11 protein-coding genes are annotated in these 16,021 nt (G+C 59.3%); 4 read left to right on the top strand and 7 right to left on the bottom strand.

Annotated elements, in window-relative coordinates:
- Nucleotides 1–12 precede the first annotated feature (12 nt).
- Genes gspF through KHQ23_RS03460 form a run of 5 tightly spaced genes read right to left on the bottom strand, consistent with a single transcriptional unit; the run spans nt 13 to nt 5,666 of the window.
- Entirely contained in the window at nt 13–1,227 is a 1,215-nt protein-coding gene (gspF, locus tag KHQ23_RS03480; RefSeq protein ID WP_032435600.1) for a type II secretion system inner membrane protein GspF, read from the bottom strand.
- Between the two features lies 1 nt (nt 1,228).
- On the bottom strand, nt 1,229–2,722 hold the full coding sequence (gene gspE, locus KHQ23_RS03475; protein WP_004147121.1) for a type II secretion system ATPase GspE: 1,494 nt from the start codon (nt 2,720–2,722) through the stop codon (nt 1,229–1,231).
- Nucleotides 2,719–4,692: a GspD family T2SS secretin variant PulD gene (gene pulD, locus KHQ23_RS03470; RefSeq protein ID WP_032435602.1), complete on the bottom strand. Its 1,974-nt coding sequence runs from the start codon at nt 4,690–4,692 to the stop codon at nt 2,719–2,721. The genes gspE and pulD overlap by 4 nt, the downstream gene beginning before the upstream one ends.
- 9 nt (nt 4,693–4,701) lie before the next feature.
- Entirely contained in the window at nt 4,702–5,544 is an 843-nt protein-coding gene (gene gspC, locus KHQ23_RS03465; RefSeq protein WP_019705882.1) for a type II secretion system protein GspC, read from the bottom strand.
- Complete coding sequence (locus KHQ23_RS03460; RefSeq protein WP_004219434.1) at nt 5,529–5,666, bottom strand: hypothetical protein; 138 nt, start codon at nt 5,664–5,666, stop codon at nt 5,529–5,531. The genes gspC and KHQ23_RS03460 overlap by 16 nt, the downstream gene beginning before the upstream one ends.
- Nucleotides 5,667–5,850: 184 nt before the next feature.
- On the opposite strand from KHQ23_RS03460, the gene pulA reads away from it, so the two are divergent.
- Both pulA and gspB read left to right on the top strand, forming a co-directional pair.
- A complete protein-coding gene (pulA, locus tag KHQ23_RS03455; RefSeq protein WP_211776922.1) occupies nt 5,851–9,159 on the top strand; it encodes a pullulanase-type alpha-1,6-glucosidase in 3,309 nt (1,102 codons plus the stop codon).
- A 256-nt stretch (nt 9,160–9,415) separates the two neighbouring features.
- Nucleotides 9,416–9,973, top strand: coding sequence for a type II secretion system assembly factor GspB (gene gspB, locus KHQ23_RS03450; protein ID WP_021313451.1), 558 nt, complete (start codon nt 9,416–9,418; stop codon nt 9,971–9,973).
- A gap of 38 nt (nt 9,974–10,011) precedes the next feature.
- On the opposite strand, the gene gspS is transcribed toward gspB, so the two are convergent.
- The gene (gspS, locus tag KHQ23_RS03445; RefSeq protein ID WP_164943493.1) at nt 10,012–10,386 is read right to left on the bottom strand and encodes a type II secretion system pilot lipoprotein GspS; all 375 of its coding nucleotides are present in this window, start codon (nt 10,384–10,386) and stop codon (nt 10,012–10,014) included.
- Nucleotides 10,387–10,448: 62 nt separating this feature from the next.
- Nucleotides 10,449–10,583: a hypothetical protein gene (locus KHQ23_RS03440; RefSeq protein ID WP_004147125.1), complete on the bottom strand. Its 135-nt coding sequence runs from the start codon at nt 10,581–10,583 to the stop codon at nt 10,449–10,451.
- A 390-nt stretch (nt 10,584–10,973) separates the two neighbouring features.
- On the opposite strand from KHQ23_RS03440, the gene mrcB reads away from it, so the two are divergent.
- A complete protein-coding gene (mrcB, locus tag KHQ23_RS03435; protein ID WP_021467527.1) occupies nt 10,974–13,547 on the top strand; it encodes a bifunctional glycosyl transferase/transpeptidase in 2,574 nt (857 codons plus the stop codon).
- A 234-nt stretch (nt 13,548–13,781) separates the two neighbouring features.
- Entirely contained in the window at nt 13,782–15,989 is a 2,208-nt protein-coding gene (gene fhuA / locus KHQ23_RS03430) for a ferrichrome porin FhuA (protein ID WP_029497042.1), read from the top strand.
- Nucleotides 15,990–16,021: the final 32 nt, after the last annotated feature.

Below are 16,021 nucleotides of genomic sequence, written 5' to 3'. Positions count from 1 at the left end.
CCATTAATACAGTTACATACTCATAAGGGTGTTCAGTTGCAGGATCGGCTGCAGGATGGCCAGCACGATAAACAGCACCATGCCGGCCATGGTGACCACCAGCAGAGGCTCAAACAGGCTGAGGGCCATCTGGATCTGCGCGCTCAGCTCCCGGTCCTGGTTCTCCGCCGCGCGCTCCAGCATGGCGGTCAGTTCGCCGCTCTGTTCGCCGCTGGCGATCATGTAGCGCATCATCGGCGGAAACAGGGCGGTGGATTCCAGCGCCCGATGCAGACTGACGCCTTCGCGTACCGATTCGCTGGCCGCCGCCAGCTGGCTGCGTGCCCAGGCGTTGCTGAGGACGTCGGCGCTGATGCGCATCGACAGCAGCAGCGGCACCGCGCTGGCATTGAGAATGCTTAAGGTGCGGGCGTAGCGCGCGCTGTTGACGCTGCGGGCCACGCGGCCGATGACCGGCAGGCGCAGCAGCATCCGATCCCAGGCGAGCCGCCGGGCGGGCTGGCGCAGCAGATAGCGCAGCGCCAGCAGCGCCAGTAACGACAGCAGCGCCAGCCAGGGGCCCGCGCTGCGCACGATGTCGCTCAGGCTCATTAGCAGCCGGGTAGAGAAGGGCAGGGCCTGTTTAAGATGGACAAACTGCTCAACGACTTTCGGCACCACGGTGGAGAGCAGAATGGCGATCACGCTGATAGCGACCAGCGTCAGTACGATGGGGTAGATCATCGCCTGCAGCAGGCGGGCGCGGAGCTGCTGGCGCTGCTCGGTATAGTCAGCAAGCCGGTTCAGTACGCCGTCGAGATGGCCGGAGGTTTCGCCGGCCGCCACCATGGCGCAGAACAGCCCGTCGAAGCAGGCGGGATAGGCGCGCATCGCCTCCGCCAGCGAGTGGCCTTCGAGCACTTTGCTGCGCACCCCGGCCATTAACGTTCTTAGCGACGGCTTTTCGCACTGCTGGGCGACGGCATCGAGCGCCTTTTCCAGCGGGATCCCGGCGGCAACCAGAGTCGCCAGCTGGCGGGTGAGCAGGGCTAAATCACCGGCGCTGGTACGCCGGGTAAGGGATCCGCCGGCCCACAGTCGCCGCGCCGGGTCGGCAGTTGTCACTTCCAGCGCCAGCCAGCCCTTGTCCCGCAGCAGCTGGCGGGCGTGGCGGGCGGAGTCGGCCTGCTGAAGGCCGCGGCGGGTTTTGCCCTGCGCGTCCAGCGCCTGATAGCGAAACAGGGCCATCTTAGACGCTTTCCGTCGTTTGCTGTTCGGTGACCCGCATCACCTCCTCCCAGCTGGTGATCCCCGCCAGCGCTTTGTCGCGTCCGGCATGACGCAGGGTTTGCCAGGCTGGCCCCAGCTGCTGGATCAGGGTGATCTCGTTCTCGCCGCGGTGGATGGCGGCGCGCACGCGATCGTCGATTAGCAGCAGTTCATGGATCCCGGTACGCCCACGATAGCCGATGAAATTACACTCCGGACAGCCTTTGGGCTGCCACAGCCGCGCGCCGACCGGGACCGCCATCTGCCGGGCGGTGTTGGCATCCGCCTGCCAGGGCTGACGGCAGTGCGGGCACAGTTGGCGCACCAGCCGCTGCGACATCACCGCCAGCAGCGAGGTGGAGAGTAAAAAAGGCTCCACGCCCATATCCTGTAGACGGGAAATGGCGCCCAGCGCGCTGTTGGTGTGCAGGGTCGACAGCACCAGGTGCCCGGTCAGCGAGGCCTGAACGGCGATCTGGGCGGTTTCGCCATCGCGGATTTCGCCCACCAGCACTACGTCCGGATCCTGGCGCAGGATGGCACGCAGGCCGCGGGCGAAGGTCATCTCGACTTTGGCGTTGACCTGGGTCTGGCCTATGCCCTCCAGCTCATACTCCACCGGATCTTCAATGGTCATGATGTTGCGCTCCCGGGCGTCGAGGCGGCTGAGGGCGGCGTAGAGCGTCGTGCTTTTCCCGGAGCCGGTCGGACCGGTGACCAGGATGATGCCGTGCGGGCGGGCGATCAGCGCATCGACCCGATCGAGCAGGGCGGGCGGCATGCCCAGCGTCAGCAGATCCAGGTTGACGCTGTTTTTGTCCAGCAGACGCAGGACGACGCGTTCGCCGTGGCTGGAGGGCAGGGTGGAGACGCGCACGTCGATTGCTCGCCCGCCGATGCGCAGCGCCATGCGGCCATCCTGAGGGACCCGCTTTTCGGCAATGTCCAGGCTGGCCATCACCTTGATGCGCGAAATTAACAGGGCGGCCAGCCGCCGCTGCGGGCGCAGAATTTCCCGCAGCACGCCGTCGACGCGAAAGCGGATCTGCAGATGGCGCTCGTAGGTTTCGATATGAATATCCGAGGCTTTCTCTTTGATGGCCTCGGTGAGCATGGCGTTGATCAGGCGGATGATCGGCGCGTCGTCCTCACTGTCGAGCAGATCGTCGGTGTCCGGCAGCTCTTCGGCGAGGGTATAGAGGTCGAGCTCGTTGCCGATGTCGGCCATCATGCGGTGCGCCTCCGCCGAATCACGCTGATAGCTGAGCACCAGCACTTTCTCGAATGCCTCCGGCGCCAGACGGCTGACGCGCATCGGGCCGTCCGCCAGGCGGCGCGCTTCCAGCAGCGCCCGGGCGGCGGTATCGGGGCGGCACAGCGCTTCGCAGCATTCGCCGTCGCTGAGCAGCACAAGATGGTGCGCGCGGGCCCAGGCGAAGGGCAACAGCGGACGGCGTTCGGCGGCTGGCGTCATGGGCGGCCTCCGAGATTGAAGGCGTCAATGGCGGCGCTGACCTGGCGGAAAGCCTGGGTCTCCTGCTGCGGATAGATATGCAGCAGGTCGTTGCTGAGCGACGCTTCGCTGCTTTCTTTACCCCGCTGTTTAGTTTGCGCATTGTTGAAGGCGGTGTACTGGCCGGAAGAAGCCTGGCGGTACTCATCGCGATCGCGAATGATGGTCGGGCGGATAAACAGCATCAGGTTGCGTTTCGACACTTTCTTGCTGTCGGAGCGGAACAGGGCGCCGATCACCGGGATATCCCCGAGCAGCGGCACTTTGTCAGCGGTATCGGTGACGGTTTTATCCAGCAGCCCGCCAACCACCACCGTTTCGCCGCTGCCAACCAGCACGGCGTTATTCACCGTCCGGGTATTGAAGGTCGCCCCGAGATCGCTGCTGGTGCTGGAGGCCGAGTCGGCAACGCTCGATACCTCCTGCTCTATCTCCAGCAGCACCGCATCGCCTTCGTTAATCTGCGGCTTCACCTTCAGTTTAATGCCGACGGTTTTGCGCTCGACGGTATTGAAGATGTTGTCGCCTGAGGTGGTTTGCGAGCCGGTTAATACCGGAACTTCCTGGCCGACGTTAAAGGTGGCTTGCATGTTATCGAGGGTGACGATGCTGGGGGTGGCCAGAATATCGTTCTTGGTACTGCTGGAGAGGGCGGTGAGCAGCATCGCCCAGTTCCCCCGATAGAAGCCGGCGGCGATACCGTTAAACGAGCCGAGGGCGCTGGCCAGCGAGCTGCTGATGGTACCGTCTTTGTTGTACTGGTTGGCGCCGGCGATAGCCGTCGATATCGGCAAACCGCTGTTGGTGAACTGCGTCATGCCGGCGTTTTTGTTTGCCCACTGGATACCGAGATTAAGGCCATCGGCATCCTGCACTTCGGCAATAATCGCCTCCACCAGCACCTGCGGGCGGCGGATATCGAGCTGGGCGATCACCCGCTCAAGATCGTTCATCACGTCCGGCGCCGCGGTGACGATCAGGGCGTTGGTCTGGCCGTGGGCTTTGATAATAATATTTTTGTCGATCGCGGCCACTGGCCTGGCGCTTTGCTTGTCGCTCTGCAGCGAGCTGCTGATCCCGGTCAGAACCTCCACCAGATCGGCGGCTTTGGCGTACTTCAGGTAGATCACTTTAGTGTTACCCTGTACCGCCTGCTGGCGGTCGAGCTGTTTGATCATGGCGATGATGCGCTGGCGCGAGTTTGGTTCGCCGCTCACCAGTACCGCGTTGGTGCGCTCATCGGCCACCACGTTCGCCACCATCGAGCCCGGCAGCGCCGACTTGCTGGTATCTTTATTAAGCTCGGTAACCAGTTTGACCACTTCCGCGGCGGAGGCCCAGGAAAGGGGCACGGTCACCACGCTGCGATCCCCGGCGTTGTCGACGCGCTCGACAATGGTCAGCAGGCGTTTGATAACCGCCGCGCGGCCGGTCATCAGCAGTACGTTGGAGGGCTCATAATGGACCACGCTGCCGGCGCCAGCGTTATCGTTCAGCTGGCGGAGCAGCGGGGCGAGATCGCGGGCGGCGACGTTGGTCAGGGGCACCACCCGGGTGACCACTTCATCGCCTTCGCCCGGTGCGGCCGCGCTGGCGACCGGCACGGCCGAGGTCTTGGCGTCTTTGGCGCGGACCACTTTTAGCACGCCGTTATTCATATTGATCACGGCGAAGCCATATACATCCAGCACGCTGAGGAAGAATTGATAATATTGTTCTTCATTGAGCATATCGTAACTGCGCACGGTGATAGTGCCGCGTACGCTGGGATCGATAATCACCGTTTTATTCAGGTTTTTGCTGACGGTATTGATAAATTCCTGGATATCGGTGCCTTTAAAACTGGCGGAAAATTCCTCCGCGGCGGCCGGAGAAAATAGCAGCGGGGTTAATATCAGCAGCGCAGGCAGCATTTTTCGCAGGCTTTTCATGGTTGGCAATTATTCATCCCCCAGCGCGAAAGCAATATCGTGTCGTTGGCCTTCCCGCTCAACGGTTAGCGTTATTTCGGTCATGTCGGCCAGATTCTGCAGCGCCTGTTGCGCTTGCTCCTGGTCGCGTAAATCGATGCCATTTAAGGCAATCGCCAAATCATTTGCCTGCAGGCCGGACTGGCGAAACAGCGAGGCGTCTTTGCCTGGGTTTAGTCGATAACCCAGCAGTTTGTCGCCGCTGAGTACCGGCGAAATAGATAAATAAGTGAGGATATTTTGCGGCTGTTCGCGGAGTCGCTTCACGAGGGGCGGGTTGCCCGCGGCGGTGGGCGGCGGCGACGGCGCGCGACTGTCGTTAAATAATAAAATGGCCTCTTTGCGCCCCTGATAGTTGACGATGATCCGGTCAGGCAGAATGGCGGCGATCCGCGCATCATATCCTGGGAGGGGATCGCCCGTGCTAAGGCTAACCTGCTGATTTCCCTTTTCGATAATAGCGATGGAGCGCGCCGGGTTGCTGCTGGCGAGTAGCCCGGCCAGGCGTAGCTTCAGGCTGGAAACCGGCACCTGATTGAGACTGGCAGCATCCGTTGGCGTGGGGCTATTTTTCACCGCCAGGCCAAACAGGGTAAATGCGGGCCGCACATTTTTTAATTCCGGATCTGCCGGCGGAGGCATGGTTAACGGTAGAGCGGAAATATCCTCAGGACTCACAGGGAATACCACGCGCCAGGTTAATTTCGCCAGCTGTGGGATAGCGGTTATTAATATGATGAGCGTCACAATTTGTGGTAATAATTTAATTATCCCTTTATTTATATTTGTTAACCTCATCACAGAAACTGGCATTTTAATTCCTTTGCTAATTTATTTTTCTGCACGTTGGCGTAATACCCTACCGAAACAGGTAGGTGATTATTGGCTTTTGAATTATTTATTGCCGGAGAGTGGCGATAAGCATGGCGAATCATAATCAGTTTGCGGTTTCGGGTCGTCATTCCCTTTATTGATTTACTCCCCCGGCTTCCTACGCCCCCCGCTCATTTGTGGGGGATGATTGCGCCTGGGAAAGCAAAAATATCTAATTAGCGCGCTGTAAAGATATTCATCCTTTCTTACCTTTTATAATTTAATAAGCATATTAGGGACTATCGAATGCTCAGATATACCTGTCATGCCCTATTTCTTGGATCGTTAGTATTATTGAGTGGCTGTGATAACAGCTCTTCCTCTTCTACCTCTGGCTCACCGGGTTCACCAGGCAATCCTGGCAACCCAGGCACTCCCGGCACGCCCGACCCGCAGGATGTCGTCGTCCGCTTACCGGACGTTGCCGTCCCAGGCGAAGCGGTGCAGGCTTCCGCCAGGCAAGCTGTCATTCATCTCGTCGATATCGCCGGCATCACCAGCAGCACGCCGGCCGACTATGCGACGAAAAACCTCTATTTATGGAACAACGAAACCTGTGACGCGCTGAGCGCGCCGGTGGCGGACTGGAATGATGTCAGCACCACGCCGACCGGCAGCGACAAATATGGCCCTTACTGGGTGATCCCGCTGACTAAAGAGAGCGGATGCATCAACGTTATCGTCCGCGATGGCACCAATAAGCTTATCGACAGCGACCTGCGCGTCTCTTTCAGTGATTTCACCGATCGGACGGTATCGGTCATCGCCGGTAACAGCGCGCTCTATGACTCCCGCGCCGACGCCTTCCGCGCCGCCTTTGGCGTGGCGCTGGCCGATGCGCACTGGGTCGATAAGACTACTCTGCTGTGGCCGGGTGGGGAAAATAAACCCATTGTGCGCCTCTATTACAGCCACAGCAGTAAGGTGGCCGCCGACAGTAACGGCGAATTTAGCGATAAATATGTCAAGCTGACCCCCACCACCGTCAACCAGCAGGTAAGCATGCGCTTCCCGCATCTCGCCAGCTATCCAGCCTTTAAACTGCCGGATGATGTTAACGTCGATGAATTGCTGCAGGGCGAGACGGTGGCGATAGCCGCGGAAAGCGATGGGATCCTGAGCTCAGCCACCCAGGTGCAGACCGCCGGCGTGCTGGACGATACCTATGCCGCCGCCGCCGAGGCGCTGAGCTATGGCGCCCAGCTAACCGATAGCGGCGTGACCTTCCGCGTCTGGGCGCCCACGGCGCAGCAGGTCGAGCTAGTGATCTATAGCGCGGACAAGAAAGTGATAGCCAGTCACCCGATGACCCGCGACAGCGCCTCCGGCGCCTGGTCCTGGCAGGGGGGAAGCGACCTGAAGGGCGCCTTCTACCGCTACGCGATGACGGTCTACCACCCGCAGTCGCGTAAAGTCGAGCAGTACGAAGTGACCGATCCCTACGCCCACAGTTTGTCGACCAACTCGGAGTACAGCCAGGTGGTCGATCTCAACGACAGCGCGCTGAAGCCGGAAGGCTGGGACGGGCTGACGATGCCGCACGCGCAGAAAACCAAAGCCGATCTGGCGAAAATGACGATTCACGAATCGCATATTCGCGATCTCTCCGCCTGGGATCAAACCGTTCCTGCGGAGCTGCGCGGTAAGTATCTGGCGCTCACCGCCCAGGAAAGCAATATGGTCCAGCATCTGAAACAGCTGTCGGCCTCGGGCGTGACCCATATTGAGCTGCTGCCGGTCTTCGATCTGGCGACGGTCAATGAGTTCAACGACAAGGTCGCCGATATTCAGCAGCCGTTCAGCCGCCTGTGCGAGGTCAATAGCGCGGTGAAGAGCAGCGAGTTTGCGGGCTATTGCGACAGCGGTTCGACGGTTGAAGAGGTGCTGACTCAGCTGAAGCAGAACGACAGCAAGGATAACCCGCAGGTGCAGGCGTTGAATACGCTGGTGGCGCAGACCGACTCCTATAACTGGGGCTACGATCCGTTCCACTACACGGTACCGGAAGGATCCTACGCCACCGATCCGGAAGGCACAGCGCGTATTAAAGAGTTCCGCACCATGATTCAGGCGATCAAGCAGGATCTGGGAATGAACGTCATTATGGACGTGGTGTACAACCACACCAACGCCGCCGGCCCGACCGATCGCACCTCGGTACTGGATAAGATCGTCCCCTGGTACTACCAGCGTCTGAACGAAACCACCGGCAGCGTGGAATCGGCTACCTGTTGCTCCGACTCGGCGCCAGAGCACCGGATGTTCGCCAAGCTTATCGCCGATTCACTGGCGGTATGGACCACCGATTATAAGATCGATGGCTTCCGCTTCGACCTGATGGGCTACCACCCGAAAGCGCAGATCCTCTCGGCCTGGGAACGCATTAAAGCGCTGAACCCGGATATCTACTTCTTTGGCGAAGGCTGGGATTCCAACCAGAGCGATCGCTTTGAAATTGCCTCGCAAATCAATCTCAAAGGCACCGGGATCGGCACGTTCTCCGATCGTCTGCGCGACGCCGTGCGCGGTGGCGGGCCGTTCGATTCCGGCGATGCATTGCGCCAGAATCAGGGGGTGGGCAGCGGCGCCGGCGTTCAGCCAAATGAGCTGACCACCCTGAGCGACGATCAGGCGCGCCACCTCGCCGATCTGACCCGTCTGGGCATGGCCGGTAACCTCGCGGACTTTGTGCTGATCGACAAAGACGGCGCGGTGAAGAGAGGCAGCGAGATTGATTATAACGGCGCGCCAGGCGGCTATGCGGCTGATCCGACGGAAGTCGTGAACTATGTGTCAAAACACGATAACCAGGCGCTGTGGGACATGATCAGCTATAAAGCCGCTCAGGAGGCGGATCTCGATACCCGCGTCCGGATGCAGGCGGTGTCGCTGGCGACGGTGATGCTCGGCCAGGGGATCGCCTTTGACCAGCAGGGCTCGGAGCTGCTGCGCTCTAAATCCTTTACCCGCGATTCGTATGATTCCGGCGACTGGTTTAACCGCGTGGACTACTCCCTGCAGGACAACAACTACAACGTCGGTATGCCGCGCAGCAGCGATGATGGCAGCAACTATGACATTATCGCCCGGGTGAAAGACGCGGTGGCTACTCCGGGTGAAACGGAGCTCAAGCAGATGACCGCGTTTTATCAGGAGCTGACCGCGCTGCGTAAATCGTCTGCGCTGTTTACCCTCGGCGACGGCGCGACGGTGATGAAGCGCGTGGACTTCCGCAATACTGGCGCCGATCAGCAGACGGGTCTGCTGGTGATGACCATCGATGACGGGATGCAGGCTGGCGCCAGTCTGGACAGCCGTGTCGACGGCATCGTGGTGGCGATCAACGCCGCGCCGGAAAGCCGGACGCTGCAGGACTTCGCCGGCACATCGCTCCAGCTGAGCGCTATTCAGCAGGCGGCGGGCGACCGGTCGCTGGCGAGCGGCGTGCAGGTCGCCGCTGACGGTTCGGTCACGCTGCCGGCCTGGTCGGTTGCCGTTCTCGAGTTGCCGCAGGGCGAGTCGCAGGGCGCTGGCCTGCCGGTGAGCAGTAAATAACATAACGTAGGGCGCCCGTAAGGGCGCCTCTGGCTGATGACAAACCTGTTTCGTTATTGTGCTCGCCTTTCTGTCGGGTGGCGGCTTTCGCCTTACCCGGCCTACGAAAGATTGCAATTTCAAACAGTTATGCAGTTATCTGTAGGCCCGCGCAAGCGTAGCGCCGCCGGGCAATTCCTGAAGATTGCACTTTGTCAGCAGTCTGGGGCATCCGTAAGGGCGCCTTCTCGTTATCGTGAGGGAACAGGAGACGGTTGTGATTGTTCGTGATGACAGTGAAAGAGGGATCCCGCCGCTGGTGACGCATCAGCCGCCGTCCTCGCTGGATGATGCGCCGGTGATCCGCGGACGGATGGTGCAGATCCCCGGCTGGATTATCCCGCTGTACGCCGGATTATTTATCGCGCTCGGCTGGTTTGGCGGCGAGCAGTGGCGTCACCCGGCACCGCCGCAAACGCTGCCCTTGCCGGTGGCGCATGCGGCGCTTCTGCCGTTAACCGCTGCCGGAGAGGCCGCGCCAAAGACGCCGCCGCCGGCGGCAAAAGCCAGCGCGCCCGCGGCGCCGGAAGTGGACAGCGATACGCTGCCGCCTCTGCGCTACAGCGCCCATGTCTACGCCTCGCGACCGGAAAAGCGCAGCATTGTATTAAACGGCAAAGCGTGGACGGAGGGCGATTCACCCCTGCCGAACCTGGTGGTGGAGCAGATCCAGCAGGATGTGACGATCTTCAGCTTCAACGGCACGACCTTTACCCTCGCGGCGCTGGAGGACTGGCCGGGCGGAAAAATTGACGAGGAGCCGAAAGAGGAATAAAAGCGCGCACAATAACCGGCGCGCTGAGGATATTTCGCTTAGTCGCTGCGCAAGCTGGCAATAAATGGCGCGAGCTGACGATTAAATTGACTGCACTGTGTGGCTTCCGGGGTACTGTCCTGTAATAGCTGTTGGTAAAGCCGGTCGCTATTTTGGCTTAACGTCGCCACGTCAATATTTCCCCATCCGCGCGCTTTACCGACATTCACCGCTGCCCGATATATCGTTTCATCAGTGGGGAGATCGCTACGATTACATTTATTCTTGAGATAGCGCGTCCCGGTCGCCACGGACGAGAGCTGCTCGAGCTGCGCCTGGCTGCTGATGGCCGGGCTGAGCGTTGAGGCAGGTTTTTGTTGGCAGCCAGAGAGAAGGGCTACCATGCAAAGCGGAAATATAAGCGGAATACGCATCATAGAGTAATCAAAATAATGAATCACTGGCCGCTAGTTTAACAAATATTTCCCTGGTGTCATCATAAAATATTATTCTGCATAAATGTTAACAGGCTCTCATTTTTATCAACGGAAAGGCGCTTAATCGACTTTACTTTTATCAATAATAAACGTTGGCGCTGGGAAAATATATTTTCATCCGCGGATGATGCCACTGCGTTGACCGGCAGGAAGCGCGCCGTTTTTTATGTTATTAAAAAACATACTCTTTCCCATCTTGTTACGTGCGCAGGAGGTAAAATGCTGGTTAAGAATGTCGCATTTTAGTGCTATCCTGTATGCCCTGAACATTACGTGCTATGTTCTGACTTATTCTGCCGATGATGCGTTTAACACAATGATTTTATGGTGAATTTTTATTGTTAGTATCATGTAACATGAAGCAAACCAACCCTCTGAAAGGCTGGCGGCGCGTCCTGCCTGCCAGCAGGTTGTCGTCCGAAGGATAAGCAGCCTGGACGTTAATTTGAGAGATTTCTTCTTCCTCTGAACAGGGGAAGTATTGAGAATCAGGCCTTTGCGCCTGAACGTTGCGGAGAAAAAGCATGGCGGGAGATGACCGCGAGCCTATCGGACGTAAGGGAAGACCCTCACGTCCGACTAAACAGAAAGTCACCCGTCGCCGGGTCCGGGAAGAGGACTACGACGACGAGTATGATGACGATGATTATGAGGATGAGAAACCGGTGCCGAGAAAAGCCAAAGGCAAAGGTGGCAAGCCTCGTCGGAAGCGCAGCTGGCTGTGGCTGCTGGTCAAGCTGGGGATTGTCTTCGCGGTGCTGATTGCCGCCTATGGCGTCTACCTCGACCAGAAAATCCGCAGCCGCATTGACGGTAAAGTCTGGGAGCTGCCGGCCGCGGTCTATGGCCGGATGGTCAACCTTGAGCCGGACATGCAGATCAGCAAAAACGAGATGGTGCGTCTGCTCAACGCCACGCAGTATCGCCAGGTCAGCGCGATGACGCGCCCCGGCGAATATACCGTGCAGGCTAACAGCATCGAGATGATCCGTCGTCCGTTCGATTTCCCGGACAGTAAGGAAGGGCAGGTGCGCGCGCGTCTTACCTTCGACGGCGACCATCTTGAGACCATCGAGAATATGGATAATAACCGCCAGTTCGGTTTCTTCCGCCTCGATCCGCGTCTTATCACCATGCTGCAGTCGCCGAACGGCGAGCAGCGCCTGTTCGTGAAGCGCAGCGGCTTCCCCGATCTGCTGGTGGATACCCTGCTGGCGACCGAAGACCGCCACTTCTATGAGCACGATGGGATCAGTCTCTACTCCATCGGCCGCGCGGTGCTGGCGAACCTGACGGCAGGCCGAACGGTGCAGGGGGCGAGTACCCTGACCCAACAGCTGGTGAAAAACCTGTTCCTCTCCAGCGAACGCTCCTACTGGCGTAAAGCCAACGAAGCGTATATGGCGCTGATCGTCGACGCCCGCTACAGCAAGGATCGCATCCTTGAGCTGTATATGAACGAGGTGTACCTCGGCCAGAGCGGCGATAACGAAATTCGCGGCTTCCCGCTGGCCAGCCTGTATTACTTCGGCCGTCCGGTGGAAGAGCTGAGCCTCGACCAGCAGGCGCTGCTGGTGGGGATGGTGAAAGGGGCGTCGGTCTATAACCCGTGGCGTAACCCGAAACTGGCCCTTGAACGACGCAATCTGGTGCTGCGTCTGCTGCAGCAGCAGCAGGTTATCGACCAGGAGCTGTACGACATGCTCAGCGCCCGTCCGCTGGGCGTGCAGCCGCGCGGTGGGGTGATTTCACCGCAGCCGGCGTTTATGCAGATGGTTCGTCAGGAACTGCAGGCGAAGCTGGGCGATAAAGTGAAAGATCTCTCCGGCGTGAAGATCTTCACCACTTTCGACTCGGTGGCGCAGGATGCGGCGGAAAAAGCGGCCTCCGAAGGGATCCCGGTTCTGAAGAAACAGCGTAAGCTGGCAGACCTGGAAACCGCCATGGTGGTGGTTGACCGCTTCACCGGCGAAGTGCGGGCGATGGTCGGCGGCGCGGAGCCGCAGTTCGCCGGTTATAACCGCGCGATGCAGGCCCGCCGATCGATTGGTTCTCTGGCCAAGCCGGCGACCTATCTGACCGCGCTGAGCCAGCCGAATCAGTATCGCCTGAATACCTGGATCGCCGATGCGCCGGTGACGATTCGCCTGTCCAACGGTCAGACGTGGTCCCCGCAGAACGACGATCGTCGTTTCAGCGGTCAGGTGATGCTGGTGGATGCCCTGACTCGCTCGATGAACGTCCCGACGGTTAACCTCGGGATGGCGCTGGGCTTGCCGGCGGTAGTCGATACCTGGACTAAACTGGGGGCGCCGAAGAATCAGCTCAACGCGGTGCCGTCGATGCTGCTTGGCGCGCTGAACCTGACACCGATTGAAGTGGCCCAGGCCTTCCAGACCATCGCCAGCGGTGGGAACCGTGCGCCGCTTTCCGCGCTGCGGTCAGTGATTGCCGAAGATGGCACTGTGCTCTACCAGAGCTATCCGCAGGCGGAGCGCGCGGTGCCTGCCCAGGCGGCCTACATGACGCTGTGGACTATGCAGCAGGTGGTGCAGCGCGGTACGGGGCGTCAGCTGGGGGCGAAGTATCCGGGCCTGCATCTGGCGGGGAAAACCGGGACCACCAACAATAACGTCGATACCTGGTTCGCCGGCATCGACGGTAGTCAGGTGACCATCACCTGGGTGGGGCGCGACAATAACCAGCCGACCAAACTGTACGGTGCCAGCGGCGCGATGTCGATTTACCAGCGCTATCTGGCGAACCAGACGCCAACGCCGCTGGTGCTGACGGTGCCGGAAGACGTGGTTGATATGGGCGTGGACAGCAACGGCAACTTCGTCTGCAGCGGTGGTATGCGTTCGCTGCCGGTCTGGACCACGCAGCCGGATGCGCTGTGCCGTCAGGGCGAAATGATGCAACAGCAGCAGTTGCAGCAACAGGAAGCGAAAAATCCGTTTAATCAGTCCGGGCAGCAGCAGCAGCAGCAACAGCAGCAACAGCAGCAACAGCAGCAACAGCAGCAACAGCCGCCGAAGCAGCAGGAAAAGAGCGACGGCGTCGCGGGCTGGATCAAGGATATGTTCGGCAGTAACTGATTTTGACCGCACGACCAGACCCCTTAATACGAAAGTATTAAGGGGTTTTTTTATGCCTGTAAAAAAGTTAACGGCTCTTTAACTCCATAATAACTATCTGGTTATTAATTCAGCCTTCGACCGGCGGCGACAGGCATATCGCTTGCCTTGCCTTCGACGTTTCGCCTATTATATCGCCCGTCATAATAATAATTCTCGTTTACGTTATCATTCACTTTCATCAGAGATATACCCATGGCGCGTCCAAAAACTGCTCAGCCAAATCACTCGCTGCGTAAAGTCGCAGCTGTAGTAGCCACGGCGGTTAGCGGCATGTCTGTCTACGCACAGGCAGCAGAACAACCGAAGCAAGAAGAAACCATCACCGTCGTTGCCGCCCCGGCCGCCCAGGAAAGCGCCTGGGGACCGGCGCCGACTATCGCGGCAAAACGCTCCGCCACGGCGACCAAAACCGATACCCCGATTGAAAAAACGCCGCAGTCTGTGTCGGTGGTGACGCGCCATGAGATGGAGATGCGCCAGCCGACGACGGTAAAAGAGGCGCTCTCCTATACGCCAAGCGTCTTCTCCACTCGCGGCAGTTCGACCACCTATGACGTGGTCACCATTCGCGGCTTCACCACCTCGACGACCGTCAACACCAACCAGTATCTGGACGGCATGAAGCTGCAGGGGAATAACTACTCTGAAGTCTCCATGGATCCTTACTTCCTCGAGCGTGTGGAAGTGATGCGCGGGCCAACCTCGGTGCTGTACGGCAACAGCAACCCGGGCGGTATCGTCAGCATGGTCAGCAAGCGCCCGACTACCGAGCCGCTGAAAGAAGTGCAGTTTAAGATGGGCACCGACAATCTGTGGCAGACCGGGTTTGACTTTAGCGACGCCATTGATGATGCCGGCGTCTGGTCGTATCGCCTGACCGGCCTTGGCCGCAGTCAGGATGCCCAGCAGCAGATGGCGAAATCGACCCGCTACGCGGTGGCGCCCTCCTTTAGCTGGCGTCCGGACGATAAAACTGACTTCACCTTCCTGAGCAACTTCCAGAATGACCCGGATGCGGGCTACTACGGCTGGCTGCCGCGCGAAGGCACCGTGGTGCCGTATTACGACGCCAACGGTAAGGCGCACAAGCTGCCGACCGATTTCAACGAAGGCGAGTCCGATAATAAAATCTCCCGCCGCCAGAAGATGGTGGGCTACAGCTTCTCCCATCAGTTCGATGACACCTTTACCGTGCGGCAGAACCTGCGCTATGCCGATGTGCATACGCTCTATCGTTCGGTATACGGCAACGGCTATGTCGCGCCGGGCTACATGAATCGCGCCTACGTGCGCTCCGACGAGCACCTGAACACCTTCACCGTCGATACCCAGCTGCAGTCTGATTTCGCCACCGGCGCGGTCAGCCATACGCTGCTGACCGGCGTGGACTACTCGCGGATGCGTAACGATGTGGATGCCGACTACGGGACGGCGGATCCTATCAGCATGAGCAATCCGCAGTACGGCAATCCGAATATTCAGGTCACCTTCCCGTACGCGGTCCTCAACCGGATGGAGCAGACCGGCCTGTACGCGCAGGATCAGATGGAGTGGGATAAATGGGTGATGACCCTGGGCGGCCGTTACGATTACGCCACGACCTCAACGTTAACCCGCGCCACCAACAGCCTGGCGGAGAATCACGACCAGCAGTTCAGCTGGCGCGGCGGCATCAACTACCTGTTCGATAACGGCATCTCTCCGTACTTCAGCTACAGCGAATCGTTTGAACCGGTATCGGGTTCCAACAGCCGCGGCCAGCCGTTCGATCCGTCGCGCGGTAAGCAGTATGAAGCCGGCGTGAAATACGTGCCGAAAGATATGCCGGTGGTGGTCACCGCGGCGGTCTATCAGCTGACCAAAGACAAGAACCTGACGGCTGATCCGGCTAACCAGGCGTTCAGCATCCAGACCGGCGAGATCCGCTCCCGCGGCCTTGAGCTGGAGGCGAAGGCGGCGGTGAACGCCAATATTAACGTCACCGCAGCCTACAGCTACACCGATGCGGAGTACACTCACGATACGGTGTTCAACGGCAAACGTCCGGCGGAAGTGCCGCGTAACATGGCCTCCCTGTGGGCGGATTATACCTTCCACGAAACCGCGCTGAGTGGTCTGACGATTGGGGCCGGGGCGCGCTATATCGGTTCAACGGTCAGCTACTACAAAAATGACACCAGCACCGGTAAGAAAAATGATGCCTTTAGTGTGGCCGGTTATGCGCTGATGGATGCGACGGTGAAATACGATCTGGCGCGCTTTGGCCTGCCGGGATCGTCGGTCGGCGTCAACGTCAACAACCTGTTCGACCGCGAATATGTCTCCAGTTGCTACAGCGAATACGCCTGCTACTGGGGCGCCGGACGTCAGGTCGTCGCCACCGCCACCTTCCGTTTCTAACCACCTACGGGCGCGGTTCGCCGCGCCCTCTA

The organism is Klebsiella sp. 64 (assembly GCF_018223915.1).
In the GTDB taxonomy this organism is placed as follows: Bacteria; Pseudomonadota; Gammaproteobacteria; order Enterobacterales; family Enterobacteriaceae; genus Klebsiella; species Klebsiella pneumoniae.
Note: the sequence above shows the minus strand (reverse complement) of the source record. Positions and strands in the feature narration are given on the sequence as shown.

What these genes read in the sequence shown, in the direction of transcription:
- fhuA (WP_029497042.1), top strand. Translation starts at nt 13,782, where the DNA reads ATGGCGCGTCCAAAAACTGCTCAGCCAAATCACTCGCTGCGTAAAGTC.
- gspF (WP_032435600.1), bottom strand. Translation starts at nt 1,227, where the DNA reads ATGGCCCTGTTTCGCTATCAGGCGCTGGACGCGCAGGGCAAAACCCGC.
- mrcB (WP_021467527.1), top strand. Translation starts at nt 10,974, where the DNA reads ATGGCGGGAGATGACCGCGAGCCTATCGGACGTAAGGGAAGACCCTCA.
- pulD (WP_032435602.1), bottom strand. Translation starts at nt 4,692, where the DNA reads ATGAAAAGCCTGCGAAAAATGCTGCCTGCGCTGCTGATATTAACCCCG.
- gspE (WP_004147121.1), bottom strand. Translation starts at nt 2,722, where the DNA reads ATGACGCCAGCCGCCGAACGCCGTCCGCTGTTGCCCTTCGCCTGGGCC.
- pulA (WP_211776922.1), top strand. Translation starts at nt 5,851, where the DNA reads ATGCTCAGATATACCTGTCATGCCCTATTTCTTGGATCGTTAGTATTA.
- gspS (WP_164943493.1), bottom strand. Translation starts at nt 10,386, where the DNA reads ATGCGTATTCCGCTTATATTTCCGCTTTGCATGGTAGCCCTTCTCTCT.
- gspC (WP_019705882.1), bottom strand. Translation starts at nt 5,544, where the DNA reads ATGCCAGTTTCTGTGATGAGGTTAACAAATATAAATAAAGGGATAATT.
- KHQ23_RS03460 (WP_004219434.1), bottom strand. Translation starts at nt 5,666, where the DNA reads ATGATTCGCCATGCTTATCGCCACTCTCCGGCAATAAATAATTCAAAA.